Consider the following 17,509-nt stretch of genomic DNA (forward strand, 5'->3'; position numbering starts at 1 on the left):
CGATCGACGCGGGGCGAGATGTCACATGTTGTCGGCGAGGTGAAAAATCTCCGCAAACGCGGTGACCGCTTCGACCGCGTCCCGGGACCGCCGCCACGGCCGGACGATCAGCCGGTCCACCCCGAGCGCCTCCCACTCGGCCACCTCGGCGGGGTCCTCCATCTCGTAGGCGTGCGCGGTGATCTGGAACGGCTCGGCGGCGCGTCCGGCCTTGTCGCGCAGCTCCCGGAGCATCTCGATCTTGGGCCGGATCCGGTCCGGGGTCTGCGGCATGGAGATCCAGCCGTCGCAGAGGGCCGCGGCGCGGCGGAGGGCGGCCTCGGACTCGCCGCCCGCCAGGACGGGGAGGTGCGGCTGGACGGGTTTGGGCTCGAAGGCGACCTCGGGGAAGTCGTAGAAGTCGCCGTGGTGCTCGACGACGGGCTCGGTCCACAGGCGACGGGAGACGGCGATGGCCTCGTTCAGGCGCGGGCCGCGGGTGCGGAAGTCGAGGCCCGCGGCCGTCCATTCGGCTTCGTACCAGCCCGCGCCCACGCCGATGATCGCGCGGCCGCCGGAGATCTGGTCCAGGGTGGCGAAGGCGCGTGCGGCCATGAGCGGATGGCGCAGGCCATAGAGGTAGACCGCGGTGCCCAGGCGGATGCGCGTGGTCAGGGCGGCGAGGGCGCAGAGGTAGGCCGGGGCGTCGTAGAGGGGCGTCGCCGGGGTGAGGGCGGGCTTGTTCCCGTAGGGGTAGTCCGCCATCGAGAGGTCCGTGGCGAAGACCAGGTGCTCGGCCAGCCAGACCGATTCGAAGCCCGCACGGTCGGCGGCGACGGCGAGGTCCTTCCACGCCGCCTGCGGGACGAGGCTGAGCGGCACTCCGAATTTCATGCGGTCGTTCTCCCATCGGCGCGGTCGCGTTCGGCGGATTCAGGAGCGCGTTCGGCGAGCGGGCCGTAGCCACCGCCGCCGGACGTCTCGACGATGAGGGCCTCCCCGGCGGCGAGGGGCTGGCGGGTGGCCTTGGTGCCGAGGGGTTCCGTGGTGCCGTCGGCGCGTTCGCGGTAGTAGCCGCCGGGGCGTCCGGGTGACCCTCCGGACGCGCCGGGCGGCGGCCGGTGGAGGCGGTCGCCTCGCGTATCGACGCGCGCGTCATCGAGCATGCGCAGGACGGTCCGGGTGCCGAGGCCGCCGCGGTGGCGTCCGGCGCCGCCCGAGTCAGGGATCAGCGAGATCTCCTCGATGCGGACGGGCAGCCGGGCTTCAACCGGTTCGACCTGCGGGATGATGTTGCGCCCGCCGCCGAACAGCGCGCCGGTGGCGTCGGCTCCGTCGCCGTCCGGGCGGGCTCCGGTGCCGCCGAGGTCGAAGGACATGTGCAGCCAGGGTTTGCGGACGCCGCTGATGCTGAACGCCTGGAGGATGCCGGACGCGGCGGTCCCGTCCGGCGCGATGGCGGACAGGACGGCCTCCTCGGCGGCGGCGACCGTGCCGAAGCGTCCGCCGCCGGGGAACGGCGGTGTGCAGTGCACGAGCGTGCCGCGCGGCAGCCGGATGTCGACCGGCGTGAAGCAGCCCTCGTTCATCGGCAGAGTCGGATCGACGAAGCAGCGCACCGCGTACAGGACGCCGCCGATCGTCTGGGAGAAGCCCGAGTTCACCGGCAGCGGGACCTGCTCGTCGGTCCCGTCGAAGTCCACGGTGAGGGCGCCCGCGCCGTCCGAGGTGACGGCGACGCGGACGGTGTGGCCGTCGTCCAGCGCGTAGGACGCGCTGCGGGTGCCTGGCGCGATGGCGGCGAGGCCCTCGCGCATGCGGCGTTCGGTGTGCGCGAGGTAGGCGTCGATGCCGCTCGCGAGGCCGTCAGGGGTGTAGGTGTCGATGATCTCGGCGAGGCGTCGGGCGGCGACGTTCGCTCCGGCGATGAGGGCGCGCAGGTCGCCGACGAGCCGGTCCGGGGTGCGGCTGTTGGCGGCGAGGACGCGGACGAGGTCGTCGGCCAGGCCGTCCGCGGTCGCGATCCGGACGGGCGGGAGCTGGAGCCCTTCGAGGAACACGTCGGTCGCGTCCGAGGCCATGCCGCCCGCCGAGATGCCGGAAAGGTCGGCCACGTGGATGAGCGTCCCGGTGAAGTAGGCGGGCGCGCCGTCCACGAACACGGGACGGAAGACGAGCAGGTCGTTGGCGTGGATGCCGCCCTGGTAGACGTCGTTCAGCACGAACACGTCGCCCGGACGCATCGTCCCGGGCGGGTAGGCGGTCAGCAGGAACGGCAGGGCGCTGCGCAGGCTGGCGCACTGGATCAGCGCGGTCGAGAGGGAGTGCGCGACGAGCCGTCCGCGCGCGTCCAGGATCGCGGCCGCGGCGTCCGCGCCTTCCACGATGAACGCCGAATACGCGGACCGGACGACCACGATCCCGGCTTCTTCGGCGGCCACGCACAGCGCGTTCCGCAGGATCTCGGCGGTCAGATCGGGGGACGTCATGGCCGCGCCTCCAGCAGGATCGCGCCCTCGCCGTCCACGGTGCCGTGCCAGCCGGACGGGACGAGCAGCGAGCACTGCGGTTCGGTGATGACGCACGGGCCGTCGAACGTCTCGCCCGGTGCGTGGCTCGTGCGCGCGCGTACAGGGACGTCCTGCCAATCGCCGGAAAGCCAGATTCGACGGGTTGCGCAAGGCGACGGCACCGGATCCATGCGCGGGGAAGGCGGAGCATCGCCGGGGAGCGTGACTCGTACGCGCGCGGTGGTCAGCTCCACGGGATCGCGCAGGTCGATGCCGTACGACTCGTGGTACCGCTTGTAGAACTCCTCGGCAGCGCGCTGCACGGTCTCCGGCGTGACAGGCCCGGCGGGCAGGTCGACCGTGAACGCGTGCGCCTGCCCGATGAAGCGGACGCCCACGGACCGGACGACGACGGCCTCGCCGCTGGCCGAAAGGTCGGCGCGCGCTCCGCGCTCCAGCGAGGCGAGCAGGTCCGCGAGTTCGCCGAACGCGTCGCGGCTGGCCGAGCAGGACGTCAGCCGCGCGACCGGCGCGAGGAACGTGCGGGCGCGCTCGATCGCGAGGTCGGCGTGCAGCAGCCCGGCGGCCGATCCGACCCCGGCGTGCGGCGGGACGAGCACCCGCCCGATGCCGAACCGCTCCGCCAGGCCGACGACGTGGGTCGGGGCGGCGCCGCCGAGCGCGACCAGCGTGAACGCGCGCGGGTCGATACCGCGCCGGACGGTCACGACGTGCACGGCCGCGCCCATTTGCGCCCCGGCGATGTCGTGGATCGCGGCGGCGGCGCTGGTCACGTCCACGCCGAGCGGGCGCGCGACGTGCTCCTCGATCGCGGCGCGGGCCAGCGACTCGTCCAGGGTGAACGCGCCGAAACCGTCCGCGGCGAGGTAGCCGAGGACGAGGTCGGCGTCGGTGACCGTGGGGAGGGTTCCGCCGCGTCCGTAACAGGCGGGTCCGGGATCGGCGCCTGCCGAGCGCGGGCCGACGCGCAGGGTTCCGGCGTCCGCCCAGGCGATGGAGCCGCCGCCCGACCCGACCTCGGCGAGGTCGATCGCGGGGGCCTTGATCGGGACGCCGGTCCCGGGCCGCCGCCCGCCGTAGCTGCCCTTGCCGCCGACCTGGAACTCGTGCGTGATCCCGGGCCGCCCGCCGCGGACGAGCCCGGCCTTCGCGGTCGTCCCGCCCATGTCGAAGCAGACCAGGTCGGCGAGGCCGCGCCGGGCGCCGAGCCGCGCGGCGGCGACGACCCCGGCGGCCGGTCCGGACTCGATCGTGTAGACGGCGCGGTCGGCGGCGAGCGCGGCGGGCAGCACTCCGCCGGACGACTCCATCACGCGCACCGGCGCGGTGATCCCGAGGTCCCGCAGCCGCCCTTCGAGCCTGCGCAGGTAGGCGGCCATGACCGGGCCGACGTAGGCGGACATCAGCGTCGTCGTCGCCCGCTCGTACTCGCCCAGCTCGGGCCACACGTCGCAGGACGCGACGACCGGCGTGCCGTCCGGCAGCCGTGCGGAGACGATCTCGGCGAGCCGCCGCTCATGCGCCGGGTTCAGGTACGAGTGCAGCAGGCAGATCGCGACGGCCGAGACTCCGAGCGCGGCGATCTGGTCGGCGACGGCTTCGGCGGCGTCCTCGTCGAGCGGGGTGAGCACCGCGCCGGACGCGTCGATCCGCTCGGGCACGGTGAACGTGTGCGTGAGCGGGACGGGCGGCTCGGGCTGCGCATAGAAGCGGTCATACCGGTCTTCTTCGACGCGGGCTTGGCGGCCGAGCGCGAGCATCGACCGGAAGCCCCCAGTCGTCACGAAGGCGACGGGCACGCCCGTGCGTTCGAGGATCACGTTGGTCGCGAGCGTCGTCGCGTGGACGAACCGGGTGACCTCCCCGGGCTCGGCGCCGGCGTCCGCGAGCGCCGTCCGGACGCCGCGCAGCAGCCCCTCGGCCGGATCGTCCGGCGTGGTCAGCGTCTTGGCGACGGTGACGCGGCCGTCCGGGCCGGTCAGCACCACGTCGGTGAACGTCCCGCCGACATCGGTCGCGAGGGTGACGCCCATCCGCACCTCCTCGCGAGCCGGCAAACCTAGCTAGCGCTTGGTACGTTAACGGGCATGATGCTGGACGGCAAGATCGCGGTGATCACCGGCGCGGGACCCGGCCTCGGCCGGACGCTGGCGGTGCTGATGGCGCGCGAGGGCGCGGACGTGGTGGTCGCGGCGCGCAGCAGGGACACCTTGGACTCCATCGCCGCCGAGGTGCGGGCCGAAGGCCGCGAGGCCCTGCCCGTGCCCACCGACATCGCGGACCCGGCCCAGGCCGAGCGGCTCGCGGACGCCGCCATGTCCCGTTTCGGACGCGTGGACGTCCTGGTCAACGCCGCCTTCCCCGGCTCGCACCGGCGCAACGTCCTGGACATGGACGGCGCCTACCTCGAACAGTGGCGCAAGGCCGTCGAGATCGCCGCCTTCGGGACGCTCCTGGCCTGCCGGTACATCGCCCCGCACATGGTCGCCGCCGGGACGGGCTCGATCGTGAACATCACGTCCATGTCGTCCCGCACGGGCTACGCCGGACGCAGCGACTACGCCGCCGGGAAGGCCGCCGTCCACCTGCTGTCGCACTGCCTCGCCGACGAGCTCGGGCCGTCCGGCGTCCGGGTCAACTGCGTCGCGCCCGGCTGGATCGCCTCCAACGTCCTGGACGACTGGATGCGCACGCGCGCCGAGGCCGAGGGCACCACGTTCGAGGACGTCCGCGCCCGCGACACGGCCGCGATGGCGCTGCGCCGCATCGCCACCGAGGAGGACGTCGCGCGTGCCGTCCTCTTCCTCGCGTCCGACCAGGCCGCCGCGACGACCGGCGCCACCATCGACGTGAACGGCGGCCAGCTCTTCACCTAGCGCTGCGGCGTGATGAACAGGGCGGTGGCCTCCACGGTAGGCAGGCCGGCCGGGTTCAGGATGCGGCCGGCGGCGTGCGAGCGGCGCCCGGAGGTCCCGGTGACCTCGGCCTCGACGACCAGCGGCACGCCGATCGGCGTCGGCCGGCGGTACTTCAGCTCCAGCGACGCGGTCACGCCGGGGATGCTCTTGGACGCGGCGGCCATGCCCAGCACCTGGTCGAGGATCATCGCCGCGATACCGCCGTGCACGAAGCTCGGCGGCCCTTCATGGACGTGGTTGAGGACGAACTCGGCGCGCGCCCCCGCCTCGGTGAACTCGACCTCGATCGGCGGCGCGAGCGGGTTGCCGGGTCCGGTCACCGGGTTGGTCACGTTCCGGAGCGGTCCCTTGCCGCCGTAGCGGGCGACCGGCGGGGCCTCGCGGCGGACGGCGCCGAGCCGCGCGGTGAGCGCCTCGACCTGCGCGCCGACCTCGGCCAGCTCGTCGATCTCCACATCGGTGAGCACGACGGCCTCGGCCAGCTCGCGGACCCGGGCGGCCAGCGCGCCGAGCGCGGTCAGGTGCGCTTCGTCCAGTTCCCGGCGTTCCCTGCGGGCCCGCTCGATGGCCGATACCACCCCGGTCATGAACCCTCCCCTTGTCAGAACGGGATTCTAGAATGCGGGGCCGCGCCGGGCCGCGACCGGGCCCGGCATGCCGCGCGACCTCACCCCCGCACCCCGCACGACCTCACCCCCGCGCCCCGCGCGAAGGCCACATTGCGCAAGTCCTCGACTATGGCCGAGTGGATCGTGTCATTTCGCCCCGCCAGCGGTGACCATGAGGGCGTGGCGACGGATATCTACGGATTCTTCGAGTGCCGGATGCGCAGCGACCCCCTGGAGCGCTGGCGCGGCGTGCTGGAACTGCGGGACGTGTACGGCGGCCGGTCCGACCCGGCGTTCGGGTGCCTGTTCGGCGTCCGCGAGAAGCTGGGCTTCCGCCCGGTGGCGGGCGGCCGCGGCCTGCCGCTGGATGCCTCGCCGGAGACCCGCGGCGCCCAGCACGAGGGGCTGCGCGGGCACACCTGGATCGGCTGGCAGGAGCTGGCCGGCATCGACTGGGACGAGCCGTCCGAGCGTCCCGACAGCCGGGTGCGGCACTACCGGCGGCGCGACGACGGGACGCTCGAACTCGTCGGGACCTACCTGTGGGACTCCGCGTTCACCGAGCGCCTGGACGTCGCCGCGAACCCGGACGGCCCCGCGGCCTGGGCCGACCGCCGCGAGTGGACCGACGGGCGGACGGTGTACCGGGCCGACCGGGCGCGCCGCCGGGACGCCGTGGACACCGGCGCCTGGGCGCCGGTCTGGAAGATCATGGAGGTGCTGGCGGACGTGCACGGCCCCGCGGCCGTCCGGCTCGTCGTCTGGTTCGGCTGAGCCGGGCGCGGACCCACACCCTGTTCCCAAGCAAATGCTTGGTGCTACCGTGGGCCCGAGCCGAGGAGGAGACCACGTGGCAGAGGGTGGGGCAGAGACGGTGATGCGCGCGGCGGTGCTGCGGGAGTTCGGCGCGCCCCTGGAGATCGCCGAGGTGGCGGTCGCGGCGCCCGGCGCGGGCGAGGTCGCCGTGCGGATCGCCGCGTCCGGCGTGTGCGGCTCCGACATCAAGGCGCTGGACGGCAAGAGCCCGGTCGTCCGGCACCTGCCGTGCGTCCTCGGGCACGAGAGCGCGGGCGTGGTCGAGCAGGTGGGGCCGGGCGTGGCGAACGTCCGGCCCGGCGACCACGTCGTGATCGCGATGAACGGCCCGTGCGGGCGCTGCCGCGCGTGCGCGCGCGGCCGTGCCTACCTGTGCTCGGGCAAGGCGCGGATGTCGGCCATCATGGGCGTCTTCCCGGACGGCTCGACCCGCCTCTCGCTCGGCGGCGATGCCGTCCGGCCGTACATCGGCATCGGCGCTTTCGCCGAGCGCGCCGTCGTGGCCGAGGCGATGTGCGTGAAGGTCGCCAAGGACGCCCCGCTCGACCTGCTCGCCCTCACCGCCTGCGGCGTCGTCACCGGGTACGGCGCGGTCGTGAACACCGCGAACGTCGAGCCCGGCACGAGCGTGCTGGTGGTCGGCTGCGGCGGCGTGGGCCTCAACGTGATCCAGGGCGCGGTGCTCGCGGGCGCCACCACGATCATCGCGGCGGACGTGGTCGAGTCCAAGCTGCGGCTCGCGGAGCGGTTCGGCGCGACGCACACGCTGATCGCCGACGACCTGCCGAAGCAGGTCGGCGAGATCGTGCGCGGCGGCACCGACTACGCGTTCGACGTGACGGGCGTCCCGGAGGTGCTGACCAAGGCGTTCGCCGCGACGCAGCCCGGCGGGACGACCGTGATGGTCGGCTCCCCCGCCGCCGGTCAGAACCTTCAGATCCCGCCCGGCCAGCTGTTCGGCTCGCGGCGGCTGATGGGCACCCAGGGCGGCGACGCGACCCCGGCACGCGACCTGCCGATCCTCGCCGACCTGTACCGGCGCGGGCGCCTCGACCTGGACGGCCTGGTCAGCGAGCGCGTCCCGCTGGACCAGATCAACGAGGCGATCGCGCACGTCCGCGGCGGTGCCGTCGCCCGCTCGGTCATCGTCTTCGACTAGGAAGGCCCCTCCCAGCACGTCCGGCGGCCAGGTCCGGTCCGCTGGACCGGCGGCGGGGACACGCGCGGCTACCCGACGGTAGATTGCCTGCTCTGGCACCGCCGTCGACCTGGAGAGCCGTGAACGAGCAACCGCCGCCCCCGCCGCCGCCCCCGCCCGGCGGCGAGCCGCCGCAGGACGGGTTCCCGCAGGACGCGCCGCCGGTCGAGCCTCCGCCGCACCCGTCCCCCTACGGCGCGCCGCAGGGCTACGGCTCCCAGCAGGGCTACGGGCAGCAGGGCAGCGGGTCGCAGCAGGGGTACGACCCGCGCTACGGCTACGGACCGCCCGGCGTCCCGCCGTACGGGCCCGGTCCGGGCGGGCCGGTGAACAAGGACGACACGAACATGGTGGTGCTCAGCTACGTGCTGCTGCTGTTCGTCGGCTTCCTCGCGCCGCTGGTCATCTATCTCATCAAGAAGAACACCTCGCCGTTCGTCCGGCACCACGCGGCGCAGGCGCTGAACTACCAGCTCACGATGCTGATCCACCTGGTGGTCGTGGGCGTGGTCTGCGCGGTCCCGGCGATCATCACGCGGAACCCGGCGTTCCTGGTGGGGCTGGTCCCGGTCTACCTGGAGCTGCTGGTCACCGGCTGGGTCCTCCCGATCTACGGCGCGGTGACCGGCGGCAGGGCAGGTGGACGCGGTTCCCCACCTTCTTCTGCTTCCGCATGATCAAGTAGTCCCGGGCCCGGCGGCGCGGTCAGGTGGCCGCGATCCCGGCGGCGTGATCAGGTAGCCGCGTGCCCGGCGGCGTAGCGGTCGAGGACGGGCAGCACCGCGTCCCGGCCGCCGCCCGGGACGCGCAGCACGACCTCCTCGATCCCGAGGCCCGCGTAGTACTCCAGCTTTCCGGGCGTAGGCACGGTCCCGAACGGGACGACCCGGGCTATCGGCCGTCCGGCGGCCTCGCAGGCCGCGCGCAGCGCCGGCAGCGCCTCCCGGACGCCCGCGCCGCCGATCGGCATCCACCCGTCGCCATACTCCGCGACGTGCGCGAACAGCGTCGGGCCGGGCGCGCCGCCGAGCAACACCGGCACCCGCCCTTCGGGCTTCGGCCATGACCAGCTCGGCTCGAACGAGGCGTACTCGCCCTTGAACGCGGCCTGGTCGTTCGTCCACAGCTCGCGCATCGCGAGCATGGTCTCGCGTACGCGCGCGCGCCGGGTCGTCCAGTCCACGCCGTGGTCGGCGGCCTCCTCGCGGTTCCAGCCGTAGCCGATGCCGAGGACGACGCGTCCGCCCGAGATCCGGTCGAGCGTCGCCACGGCCTTCGCGGTGACCAGCGGGTCGCGCTGCGCGGCGAGCATGACACCCGTGCCGAGCGTGATCGTGCTGGTCAGCGCGGCCGCGGCGGCGAGCGCGACGAGCGGGTCCAGGGTGCGGGCGTACTCGTCGGGCAAAGTCTGGTCGCCGGTCGGCGGCGGCGTCGTCCGCGCAACCGGGATGTGGGTGTGCTCGGGCAGGTAGAGCGAGGCGAAGCCGCGCTCCTCGGCGGCGACGGCCAGCTCGTGCGGTGGCATCGTGCGGTCGGTGGCGAACATCGTGATCCCGAGGCGCATCCGGGCTCCCTCCGCTGCGCGCGCCCGGCCCGCTCCCGGCCGGGACACGGCCCGGGTCCGGCGCGCGTCCTGTGCGCGCGGGCGCGACATGCGTCACACACACTATCCACAACCAAGCGATTGCTCGGCTTCCATCGATTGATGTAGCGTGCGCTTGTTCGGTTTATCCGAGGAGGCCAGACCGATGCCGTTCGCAGAGCTGGGCGACGTGCGGATGTTCTTCACCGACGACTCCCCCGCCGGCCGGGAGCCGCGCGGCACGCTGCTGCTGGTGCACGGCTACGGCGCCGACTCCGACGACTGGGTTTTCCACTTCCCCGAGCTGGCCAAGAGGTACCGGATCATCGCGCCCGATCTGCGCGGCCACGGCCTGTCCTCCGCGCCCGAGACCGGCTACGCGCCGCACGACTTCGCCGCCGACCTCGTCCGGCTGCTCGACCACCTCGGCGTCACCGGCCCGGTCGTCGCGGTCGGCCACTCCCTCGGGACGATGGCCGTCAGCGCCCTCGCCGTCGAGCACCCGGACCGCGTCCGCGCCCTGGTCTGCATCGACCCCGCCTACGGGCAGACCCCGGAGATCGCCGCCGCCTTCCCCGCGATGTACGCCGGGCTGCGCTCCGGCGACCCCTACCCGACCGCGCTGGCGAACGAGGAGTGGTGCCACACCCCCGCCACGCCGCCCTGGCTGCTCGCCTGGCACCGCCGCAAGATCCTCGCGACCGCGCCGCAGGCGCTCGCCGAGGCGTTCCCCGCGCTGTACGAGGGGGACGCGGCGTTCGGCGTCCGCCCGCACGGCGACGCCTACCTGGCCCGCCGCGCCTGCCCGGTGCTGTCCTGCTGGTCGGCCGCGCAGGCCGGCTCGGCGGACTGGGAGCGCGGCCTGTTCCGGCACCCCGCCTCGCGCGCCGAGGTGTGGCCCGGCAGCGGGCACCGCCTGCACGCCGAGCGCCCGGCCGAGTTCACCCTGGTCGTCCGCCGCTGGCTGGACGCCCTCGACCGCCCCGACCCCGCCCCGGCCGCCCTGTCGGACCCGGCCGCATCCGACCCGATCGAACCCGCTCGCTAAGGAGACGCCCGCGTGAAGTTCGCGATCTTTCTGAACCCGCAGATCCCCGGCTCCGGGTGGGCCGCCGAGGAGAACGCCAAGGCCAAGCGGCCGATCGGGCGGGACCGCGAGTCGTACCAGAAGCTGCTGCACGAGGTCCGCGAGATCGCCGTGCACGCCGACCGGATCGGCTTCGACGCCCTGATGATGACCGAGCACCACTTCCACTCGGAGGGGTTCGAGTTCTCGGTCAACCCGCTGATGTTCCTGACCGACCTCGCCGCCCGCACCGAGCGGATCCTGCTCGCGCCGCTCGGGCTCGTCCTGCCCGCCTGGGACCCGATCCGCGCGGCCGAGGACGTGGCGCTGCTCGACCACTTCTCGGGCGGGCGGCTGCGGCTCGGCGTCGCGCGCGGCTACCAGGCGCGGTGGGCGAACGTCCTCGGGCAGCGCTGGCACGCGGCGGCGGCGCGGTCGGACGGGTCCAAGTCGGACAACCGCAACTTCGACGTCTTCGGCGAGGTGCTGAAGATCATGAAGATGGCGTGGGAGCAGGACAGCCTGCGCTACAAGAGCGACGTGCTGGACTACGAGGTGCCCGCGCCGTTCGAGGGCATCGAGGGCTGGCCCGCGCAGGAGTGGACGCGGACGTTCGGCGCCCCCGGCGAGATCGACGACGAGGGCGTGCTCCGCTCGGTCTCGGTCTGCCCCAAGCCGTTCCAGGACCCGCACCCCGAGCTGTGGCAGCCGTTCACCGTGTCCGACCGGTCGGTGGTGCGCGCCGCGCAGGAGGGCATCCTGCCCTGGATGTTCACCCCGAACCCCGACGAGCACGCCAAGAAGGCCAAGCTCTACCAGGACGAGTGCGCCAAGCTCGGCAAGGCCTACAAGCTCGGCGAGCACACCGGCATCCTGAAGATCGTCGGGATGGCGGACACCCGCGAGGAGGCCATCGCCACCTACGGCAAGGGCATGCAGAAGGACTTCGCGTCGTTCTTCGGCCCGTTCGGCTACCTGGAGGTGCTGCGCAAGAAGGAGGACGACCGGCACCAGCCGATCTCGCCGGAGAAGGGCGACTTCAAGCGCATGGCCGACGTCGAGATGGCGCTCATCGGCGGCCCGGACGACGTCAAGCGCGGCATCCAGCGGATGCTCGACCGGATGCCGGACCTGGAGTGGTTCGGACTGTTCATGCAGGGCCAGCAGGGCGTGCTGCCGCTGGACACGGTCAAGCGGAACCTGGAGCTGTTCGCCACCAAGGTCATCCCCGAGTTCCAGGACTGACGGCCGTGGAGTTCTGGCTCGGCGCGTCCTTCGTGGACGCCGGGGAGTACGTGCCGCTCGCGAAGGCGGCCGACCGGCTCGGCTACGACGTGGTCGCGGTGTCGGACCACCTGTTCCACACCGACTACCAGTCGTCCTACCCGTACAGCGAGACCGGCGCGCCGCCCTACACGGCCGACACGCACTGGCCGGACGCCTGGGTCACGGTCGGCGCGATGGCCGCGGCGACGAGCCGGGTGCGGTTCGCCACCAACGTCTACATCGCCCCGGCGCGCGACCTGTTCACCGTGGCGAAGGCCGTGTCGACCGCGGCCGTCCTGTCCGGTGACCGGGCGATCCTCGGTGTCGGGGTCGGCTGGTGCGAGGACGAGTTCCGGCAGACCGGCCAGGACTTCCGGACGCGCGGCAAGCGCCTGGACGAGATGCTCCCGGCGCTCCGCGCGCTCTGGAAGGGCGGCACGGTCGAGCACCACGGCCGCTTCTACGACCACGGGCCGCTCAGCATCGCGCCCGTGCCGTCCGAACCGGTGCCGGTCTTCATCGGCGGGGACAGCGAGGTCGCGCTGCGCCGCGCCGCCCGGATCGGGGACGGCTGGATCGGCAACCGGATCTACAAGGAGGGCGACCTCTCCGACCTGCTCGACCGGCTCAGGGGCTACCTCGCCGAGCACGGCCGCACCCTGGACGACCTCCAGGTGGTGGCCCCGATCGCGAAGCGCCCGAGCGCCGGCCTCTACCGGAAGTGGCACGAGCGCGGCGTGACCGGGACGCTCGCCGCGCCCTGGTGGATGCCGACCGACGAGGAGAGGGCCCGCTACACCGGGACCGACCTCAAGATCGCGACGATGGAGCGGTTCGCCGACGAGGTCATCGCCAGGATGTGACCGCGGCCCCTCGCCGTCCGGTGAGGCTCAGTCCGCGAGGCGGGCGACGGCGCGCACGGGCGCGCCGTCGCCCGTGCCCTCGCCCGCCAGCCGCAGCGGGAACAGCATCGCCTCGGCGGGCCCGGTGACCTTCTCCAGCCCGGTCAGGTTCTCGCAGACCACCGCCGCCGCCCCGAGCAGCACGCGGTGCACGTCCAGGAACCCGGCCGGGTCGACGCTCGGGGTGTCGACGCCGACCGTCCGGACCCCGGCGGCGATGATCGCGAGCGCGGTCTCGGTGGCGAGGTAGGGATGCGCGCCCCAGTACTCCGGGGTCCCCCACCGCTGCGACCAGCCGGTGCGGACGAGCAGGACGTCGCCCGCGCGCAGCCCGTCCGGCAGCAGCTCCGGCCCGACCGCCCGGGCCGAGGCGCCCGTCGCGCCCGGGGCCTCCGTCGCGTCCATGACCACGGCCGGGCCCGCGAACCGCTCCAGCGGCAGGTCGCACAGGCGCGGCAGGCCGTCGTCGATGTGGAACGGCGCGTCCACGTGCGTGCCGGTCTGCGAGCCGAGGTGCAGGCCCGCCACGTTCGCGCCGTCCTTCGCGAAGGTCAGCGCGCGCTCGGTCCGCACCTCGGGGTCTCCGGGGTACACCGGCATGCCGCCGTCCACGGGATGCGTCAGGTCCACGTAGGTCATGGACACATCATGGCGTCCGATAGCGTTCACGGTGTGCTGCCGCTCGTAACCGCCACCCGGTACGTGACACCGCTCCGCGAGGGCGGGTCGCTGCCGGGCGTCGTCGAGGCCGACGACCTCGGCACCTACGTCATGAAGTTCCACGGCGCCGGGCAGGGCCGCAAGGCCCTGGTCGCCGAGGTGATCGCCGGGGAGCTGGCGCGCCGGCTCGGCCTGCGCACCCCCGAGCTGCGGGTGATCGAGCTGGACCCGGCGATCGGGCGGCACGAGCCCGACCCCGACGTGCAGGACCTGCTGAAGGCCAGCTCCGGCTGGAACCTCGCGGTCGACTTCCTGCCCGGCTCGCTCGGCTTCGACCCCATCGGCTGGACGCCGGACCGGCTGTTCGCGTCCCGCGTGCTGTGGTTCGACGCGTTCATCGGCAACGTCGACCGCAGCTGGCGCAACCCGAACATGCTCGTCTGGCACCGGGACGTCTGGCTGATCGACCACGGCGCGAGCCTGATCTTCCACCACGCCTGGGCCAACGCCGAGCGGCTGTTCGCGGGCGCCTACGACGTGGACGACCACGTCCTCACCCCGTTCGCCCGGCACCTGGACGAGGCCGAGGCCGAGCTCCTCCCCAAGATCACCCCGGACGTGCTGCGCGAGCTGGCCGGGCTCGTCCCGGACGCCTGGCTGGAGGGCGAGCCCGGCTTCGACTCCCCGGACGACGTCCGCGACGCCTACGTCCGCATCCTGACCCGGCGCGCCGGGAACCCGCGCGACTGGCTGCCGTCGCTGGACGTCACCGGCCGCAAGCCGCACACGGGCGAGCGGCGCGGCGAGAAGCGCCCCGGCTGGCTGGGAGGCCCGGCGTGAACGACGTCCGGACCGGCACGACCGGCGCGCGCAAGGCGAACGTGGGCGCAACGGCGTCCGGGAAGCAGGTCTTCGAGTACGCGACGCTGCGCCTGGTGCCGCGCATCGAGCGCGGCGAGTCCATGAACGTCGGGGTGCTCGTCTACTGCCGCGCGCTCGACTACCTGGGCTGCGCGACACACCTGGACGAGGCCCGGCTGCGGGCGCTCGACCCGGCGCTGGACGTCGACGGCGTCCGCCGGGCGCTGGACGCGGTGACCGGGCTCTGCCGGGGCGGCGAGGACGCGGGCCAGGCCGCCGCCGAGCCGCCCGGCGGCCGGTTCCGCTGGCTGACCGCGCCGCGCAGCACGATCGTCCAGCCCGGCCCGGTGCACGCGGGCCTCACGGGCGATCCGGCGGCCGAGCTGGACCGCCTGCTCGCCCTCCTGGTCGCCTGAACCCGGCCGCTCGACCAGGCCCGGTCGAAGCGGCCCGGTCGAAGCGGCTAGAAGAGGATCGACATGAACTCGCCGACCTCGGCGAAGCCGACCCGGCGGTAGGCGGCGCGGGCCCGGACGTTGTAGTCGTTGACGTACAGCGACACGACCGGCGCGATCGTCCGGAGCGCCTCGGTGACCAGGGCCGACATGCCCGACACCGACAGGCCCTGGCCGCGCAGGTCGGGCGGCACCCACACGCCCTGCACCTGGCAGGCGTACGGCGTGACCGCGCCGACCTCGGCCTTGAACATGACCCGGCCGTCCTCGATCCGGGCGAACGCGCGGCCCGACCGGATCAGCTCGGCGACCCGGGCGCGGTACAGCACGCCGCCGTCGCCGGTGTTCGGCGAGATCCCGACCTCCTCGGTGAACATCGCCACGCAGGCCGGGTAGACCAGCTCGAAGTCGGCCATCTCGACCCGCCGGACGCGCGGGTCGGCCGGAACGGCGGGCGGCCCCGAGGTCGCCATGACCGGCTGGAGCCCGCGGACCGCGCGCGGCGGCCCCCAGTACGGGCCGAGGATCTCCCACAGCCCGGTCACCGCCTCGACCGGCCCCACGATGGACGAGCAGCGCCGCCCCTGCGCCTGGGCCCGCTCGGCGAACGCCCGGACGGCCTCCGGGCCCGCGTTCACCGGGATCAGGTTGGCCCCGGCGTAGCAGAGCGACAGCAGCCGCCCGTCCCGCGAGTAGCCCCACATCTGCGCGCCGAGCCGCCGGGGGTCGAGCCCGGCGGCGTGGACGCGCGAGCCGACGAACACGTTCCCGACCGGGTCGGCGTCCAGGATGCGCAGCGCCTCGTCGCGGTGCCGGTCGTCCAGCACCCGCACGGGCGACGCCCCCAGCATCCGCATGGCTATCGGGCCGCCATCGCCGTTGTCAGCACCACGTACCCAAGACTAGAACCTCGTCCCGACCGGTGCGGACACCGGTCCTGGCGGCGCGGGCCGGACCCGCTTGGCCGGGCCGTCCGGCGTGGGCGGCGGCGGGGCCTTGCAGGTCGCGCCGGGCTTCGGCAGGGCGCCGCGCAGGAGGTAGTTCGCGACCGTCCCGTCCACGCACCGGTCGCCGCTCAGGGTGACACCGTGGTTGCCGCCCCCCACCTGCACCAGCAGCCGCGACCCCGGCAGCAGCCGGTGGGTCTCCACGGCGCCGTTGAACGGGGTGGCGGCGTCCTCGGTGCCCTGGACCAGCAGGACCGGGGCCAGGCGCGCGGGGGCGCCGGCCCGCGGCGCCGGGCCCTGCGGCGGCCGCCAGCTCGCGCACGGTGCGTTGTACCAGGTGTTGCTCCAGGTCTCGAACGTGTAACCCGCACGATAGAGCCGGACGCTGTCGTCGTGCCACCGCCGCCAGGCGCGCGGCCAGGCCGCGTCCCGGCACTGGACGGCCGAGTAGACGGCGTAGTCGTTCTGGTCGAGGAACCCCGGCCTGCTCCACGCCTTGGCCAGCGGCTTCGGGTCGCCCTTCAGGTAGGCGGAGAGGATCTTGGCGTGAACCGGCCACGCATAGTCGCCGTAGCCGTCCGACAGGAAGACGTCGTCCAGCTCGGACGCGCCGATCCGGCCGTTCAGCGGGGCGGCCTTGAGCCGCGCGCGGGCCCGGGCGTAGGACGCGGCGACCTCTTGCTCGGTGGCCCCGAGGTGGTAGACCGCGTCGTAGCGGGCGATCCAGGCGAAGTAGGTCTGGATCCGCTTCTGGAACGCCACGTTCTGGTCGATGTTGGCGTCGTACCAGACGCCGCTCGGCCGGACGACGCTGTCCAGCACCATCCGCCGCACCCGGTCCGGGTACCGCGAGGCGTACTCGGTGCCCAGGTAGGAGCCGTACGAGTAGCCGAGGTAGTTGATCTTCCGCTGGCCGAGCGCGGCGCGGATGTCGTCCATGTCGCGGACCCAGTCCGCGGTGCCCATGTGCGGCAGCAGGCGCGGGTAGCGGCGCGCGCAGTCGGCCGCGTACGCCGCCGCGCGGGCGCGCCAGGCCCTCTCCTCCGCCGCGTTCGCCGGGGTGGTGTCGGCGCGCGGGTGCCCCGGGTCCTGGAAGGACGGGTCGCAGACCATCGCGGGCCGGCTCGCGCCGACACCGCGCGGGTCGAAGCCGATCCAGTCGTAGGCGGCGGCGACGCGGTGCGGCATGCCCTTGGTGAGCAGCAGCGGCATGTCCCGGCCGTGCGCGCCCGGCCCGCCGCGGTTCAGCAGGACGATGCCCTGCGAGCGTGCGGCGGTGTGCCGGGCCCGGGTCAGCGCGAGGGTGATCCGCGGGCCGCGCGGCCGGGCGTGGTCGAGCGGCACCCGCAGCGTGGCGCACTGCAGGGTGCGCAGGCGGTTCTTCTCGACCGGGTCGTTCTTGGGGCAGGGTTTCCAGGCGATCGTCCCGGACGCTCTGGGCGCACCGGGCGCGGCGGCTGACGCGGTGGCGAGGGCGGCGGGCGCGGACAGGACGGCGAGAGCGGCGACCGTCGCGGCGGCCCCGGCCGTCGCGCGGTGGGCTATGGGGTTGCGCACCCTGGAGTTCTACCGGCCGGATCCGCGCGGCCGGGCGACCCGAGATTCCCGCGTTTCCGGGCGAAGCCCCAGGAAAATCGGGGTACGGGGTGAAGCCCGTCCCACGCGGAACGGGGCCGCTCCCGGAGGAGCGGCCCCGCCTGCGCAAGGTTCGAGCTCAGGA

The 17,509-nt window shown here is 73.9% G+C and carries 17 protein-coding genes; 9 read left to right on the plus strand and 8 right to left on the minus strand.

What is annotated here, in order from left to right; genetic code table 11:
• Positions 1-21: 21 nt before the first annotated feature.
• Genes FHU30_RS24560 through FHU30_RS24570 form a run of 3 tightly spaced genes read right to left on the minus strand, consistent with a single transcriptional unit; the run spans position 22 to position 4,543 of the window.
• A complete protein-coding gene (locus FHU30_RS24560; RefSeq protein WP_253878955.1) occupies positions 22-873 on the minus strand; it encodes a TIGR03619 family F420-dependent LLM class oxidoreductase in 852 nt (283 codons plus the stop codon).
• A complete protein-coding gene (locus FHU30_RS24565) occupies positions 870-2,468 on the minus strand; it encodes a hydantoinase B/oxoprolinase family protein (protein ID WP_253878956.1) in 1,599 nt (532 codons plus the stop codon). Before FHU30_RS24565 ends, FHU30_RS24560 begins: the two co-directional genes overlap by 4 nt.
• Positions 2,465-4,543, minus strand: coding sequence for a hydantoinase/oxoprolinase family protein (locus tag FHU30_RS24570; RefSeq protein WP_253878957.1), 2,079 nt, complete (start codon positions 4,541-4,543; stop codon positions 2,465-2,467). Before FHU30_RS24570 ends, FHU30_RS24565 begins: the two co-directional genes overlap by 4 nt.
• Before the next feature lie 54 nt (positions 4,544-4,597).
• On the opposite strand from FHU30_RS24570, the gene FHU30_RS24575 reads away from it, so the two are divergent.
• Complete coding sequence (locus FHU30_RS24575) at positions 4,598-5,386, plus strand: SDR family oxidoreductase (RefSeq protein ID WP_253878958.1); 789 nt, start codon at positions 4,598-4,600, stop codon at positions 5,384-5,386.
• Here the strand turns inward: FHU30_RS24575 and FHU30_RS24580 are convergent.
• Positions 5,383-6,015, minus strand: a complete 633-nt coding sequence (locus FHU30_RS24580) for a PaaI family thioesterase (RefSeq protein ID WP_253878959.1) — start codon at positions 6,013-6,015, stop codon at positions 5,383-5,385. The two genes, FHU30_RS24575 and FHU30_RS24580, sit on opposite strands and share 4 nt — an antisense overlap.
• A 201-nt stretch (positions 6,016-6,216) precedes the next feature.
• Here FHU30_RS24580 and FHU30_RS24585 point away from each other — a divergent pair, with 201 nt between their 5' ends.
• From FHU30_RS24585 to FHU30_RS47220, 3 genes are all read left to right on the plus strand, one after another.
• Entirely contained in the window at positions 6,217-6,810 is a 594-nt protein-coding gene (locus FHU30_RS24585) for a hypothetical protein (RefSeq protein WP_253878960.1), read from the plus strand.
• Positions 6,811-6,913: 103 nt separating this feature from the next.
• The gene (locus tag FHU30_RS24590) at positions 6,914-8,011 is read left to right on the plus strand and encodes an alcohol dehydrogenase catalytic domain-containing protein (protein WP_253879605.1); all 1,098 of its coding nucleotides are present in this window, start codon (positions 6,914-6,916) and stop codon (positions 8,009-8,011) included.
• Positions 8,012-8,130: 119 nt separating this feature from the next.
• Positions 8,131-8,727: a DUF4870 domain-containing protein gene (locus FHU30_RS47220; protein ID WP_253878961.1), complete on the plus strand. Its 597-nt coding sequence runs from the start codon at positions 8,131-8,133 to the stop codon at positions 8,725-8,727.
• Positions 8,728-8,783: 56 nt separating this feature from the next.
• Here FHU30_RS47220 and FHU30_RS24600 read toward each other — a convergent pair whose 3' ends face one another.
• On the minus strand, positions 8,784-9,614 hold the full coding sequence (locus FHU30_RS24600) for a TIGR03619 family F420-dependent LLM class oxidoreductase (protein ID WP_253878962.1): 831 nt from the start codon (positions 9,612-9,614) through the stop codon (positions 8,784-8,786).
• Positions 9,615-9,798: 184 nt separating this feature from the next.
• Between FHU30_RS24600 and FHU30_RS24605 the strand changes: the two genes are divergently transcribed.
• The 3 genes from FHU30_RS24605 to FHU30_RS24615 are packed head-to-tail and all read left to right on the plus strand — an operon-like array spanning position 9,799 to position 12,827.
• On the plus strand, positions 9,799-10,680 hold the full coding sequence (locus FHU30_RS24605) for an alpha/beta fold hydrolase (RefSeq protein ID WP_253878963.1): 882 nt from the start codon (positions 9,799-9,801) through the stop codon (positions 10,678-10,680).
• A 12-nt stretch (positions 10,681-10,692) separates the two neighbouring features.
• Entirely contained in the window at positions 10,693-11,943 is a 1,251-nt protein-coding gene (locus FHU30_RS24610; RefSeq protein WP_253878964.1) for an LLM class flavin-dependent oxidoreductase, read from the plus strand.
• 5 nt (positions 11,944-11,948) lie between these two features.
• Entirely contained in the window at positions 11,949-12,827 is an 879-nt protein-coding gene (locus tag FHU30_RS24615; protein ID WP_253878965.1) for a TIGR03619 family F420-dependent LLM class oxidoreductase, read from the plus strand.
• A 27-nt stretch (positions 12,828-12,854) separates the two neighbouring features.
• Here FHU30_RS24615 and FHU30_RS24620 read toward each other — a convergent pair whose 3' ends face one another.
• Entirely contained in the window at positions 12,855-13,505 is a 651-nt protein-coding gene (locus FHU30_RS24620) for a cyclase family protein (RefSeq protein WP_253878966.1), read from the minus strand.
• Positions 13,506-13,538: 33 nt separating this feature from the next.
• Between FHU30_RS24620 and FHU30_RS24625 the strand changes: the two genes are divergently transcribed.
• Together FHU30_RS24625 and FHU30_RS24630 are read left to right on the plus strand one after the other, a co-directional pair.
• Complete coding sequence (locus tag FHU30_RS24625; RefSeq protein WP_253878967.1) at positions 13,539-14,366, plus strand: HipA family kinase; 828 nt, start codon at positions 13,539-13,541, stop codon at positions 14,364-14,366.
• 41 nt (positions 14,367-14,407) lie between these two features.
• Positions 14,408-14,803, plus strand: coding sequence for a DUF3037 domain-containing protein (locus FHU30_RS24630; RefSeq protein ID WP_308211403.1), 396 nt, complete (start codon positions 14,408-14,410; stop codon positions 14,801-14,803).
• A 47-nt stretch (positions 14,804-14,850) separates the two neighbouring features.
• Here the strand turns inward: FHU30_RS24630 and FHU30_RS24635 are convergent, their stop codons facing one another.
• Together FHU30_RS24635 and FHU30_RS24640 are read right to left on the minus strand one after the other, a co-directional pair.
• Positions 14,851-15,693 carry a GNAT family N-acetyltransferase gene (locus FHU30_RS24635; RefSeq protein ID WP_253879607.1) on the minus strand — a complete coding sequence of 281 codons (843 nt, stop codon included), beginning with the start codon at positions 15,691-15,693 and terminating at the stop codon, positions 14,851-14,853.
• Between the two features lie 51 nt (positions 15,694-15,744).
• Entirely contained in the window at positions 15,745-17,346 is a 1,602-nt protein-coding gene (locus FHU30_RS24640; protein WP_253878968.1) for an alpha/beta hydrolase, read from the minus strand.
• Between the last annotated feature and the right edge of the window lie 163 nt (positions 17,347-17,509).

The organism is Actinomadura rupiterrae (assembly GCF_024172125.1).
Classification (GTDB): Bacteria; Actinomycetota; Actinomycetes; order Streptosporangiales; family Streptosporangiaceae; genus Spirillospora; species Spirillospora rupiterrae.

Bases quoted from the DNA above. Each gene is read 5' to 3' on its own strand.
- FHU30_RS24605 (WP_253878963.1), top strand. From the start codon at position 9,799: ATGCCGTTCGCAGAGCTGGGCGACGTGCGGATGTTCTTCACCGACGAC.
- FHU30_RS24570 (WP_253878957.1), bottom strand. From the start codon at position 4,543: ATGGGCGTCACCCTCGCGACCGATGTCGGCGGGACGTTCACCGACGTG.
- FHU30_RS24620 (WP_253878966.1), bottom strand. From the start codon at position 13,505: ATGACCTACGTGGACCTGACGCATCCCGTGGACGGCGGCATGCCGGTG.
- FHU30_RS24560 (WP_253878955.1), bottom strand. From the start codon at position 873: ATGAAATTCGGAGTGCCGCTCAGCCTCGTCCCGCAGGCGGCGTGGAAG.
- FHU30_RS24565 (WP_253878956.1), bottom strand. From the start codon at position 2,468: ATGACGTCCCCCGATCTGACCGCCGAGATCCTGCGGAACGCGCTGTGC.
- FHU30_RS24600 (WP_253878962.1), bottom strand. From the start codon at position 9,614: ATGCGCCTCGGGATCACGATGTTCGCCACCGACCGCACGATGCCACCG.
- FHU30_RS24580 (WP_253878959.1), bottom strand. From the start codon at position 6,015: ATGACCGGGGTGGTATCGGCCATCGAGCGGGCCCGCAGGGAACGCCGG.
- FHU30_RS24590 (WP_253879605.1), top strand. From the start codon at position 6,914: ATGCGCGCGGCGGTGCTGCGGGAGTTCGGCGCGCCCCTGGAGATCGCC.
- FHU30_RS24575 (WP_253878958.1), top strand. From the start codon at position 4,598: ATGATGCTGGACGGCAAGATCGCGGTGATCACCGGCGCGGGACCCGGC.
- FHU30_RS24635 (WP_253879607.1), bottom strand. From the start codon at position 15,693: ATGCTGGGGGCGTCGCCCGTGCGGGTGCTGGACGACCGGCACCGCGAC.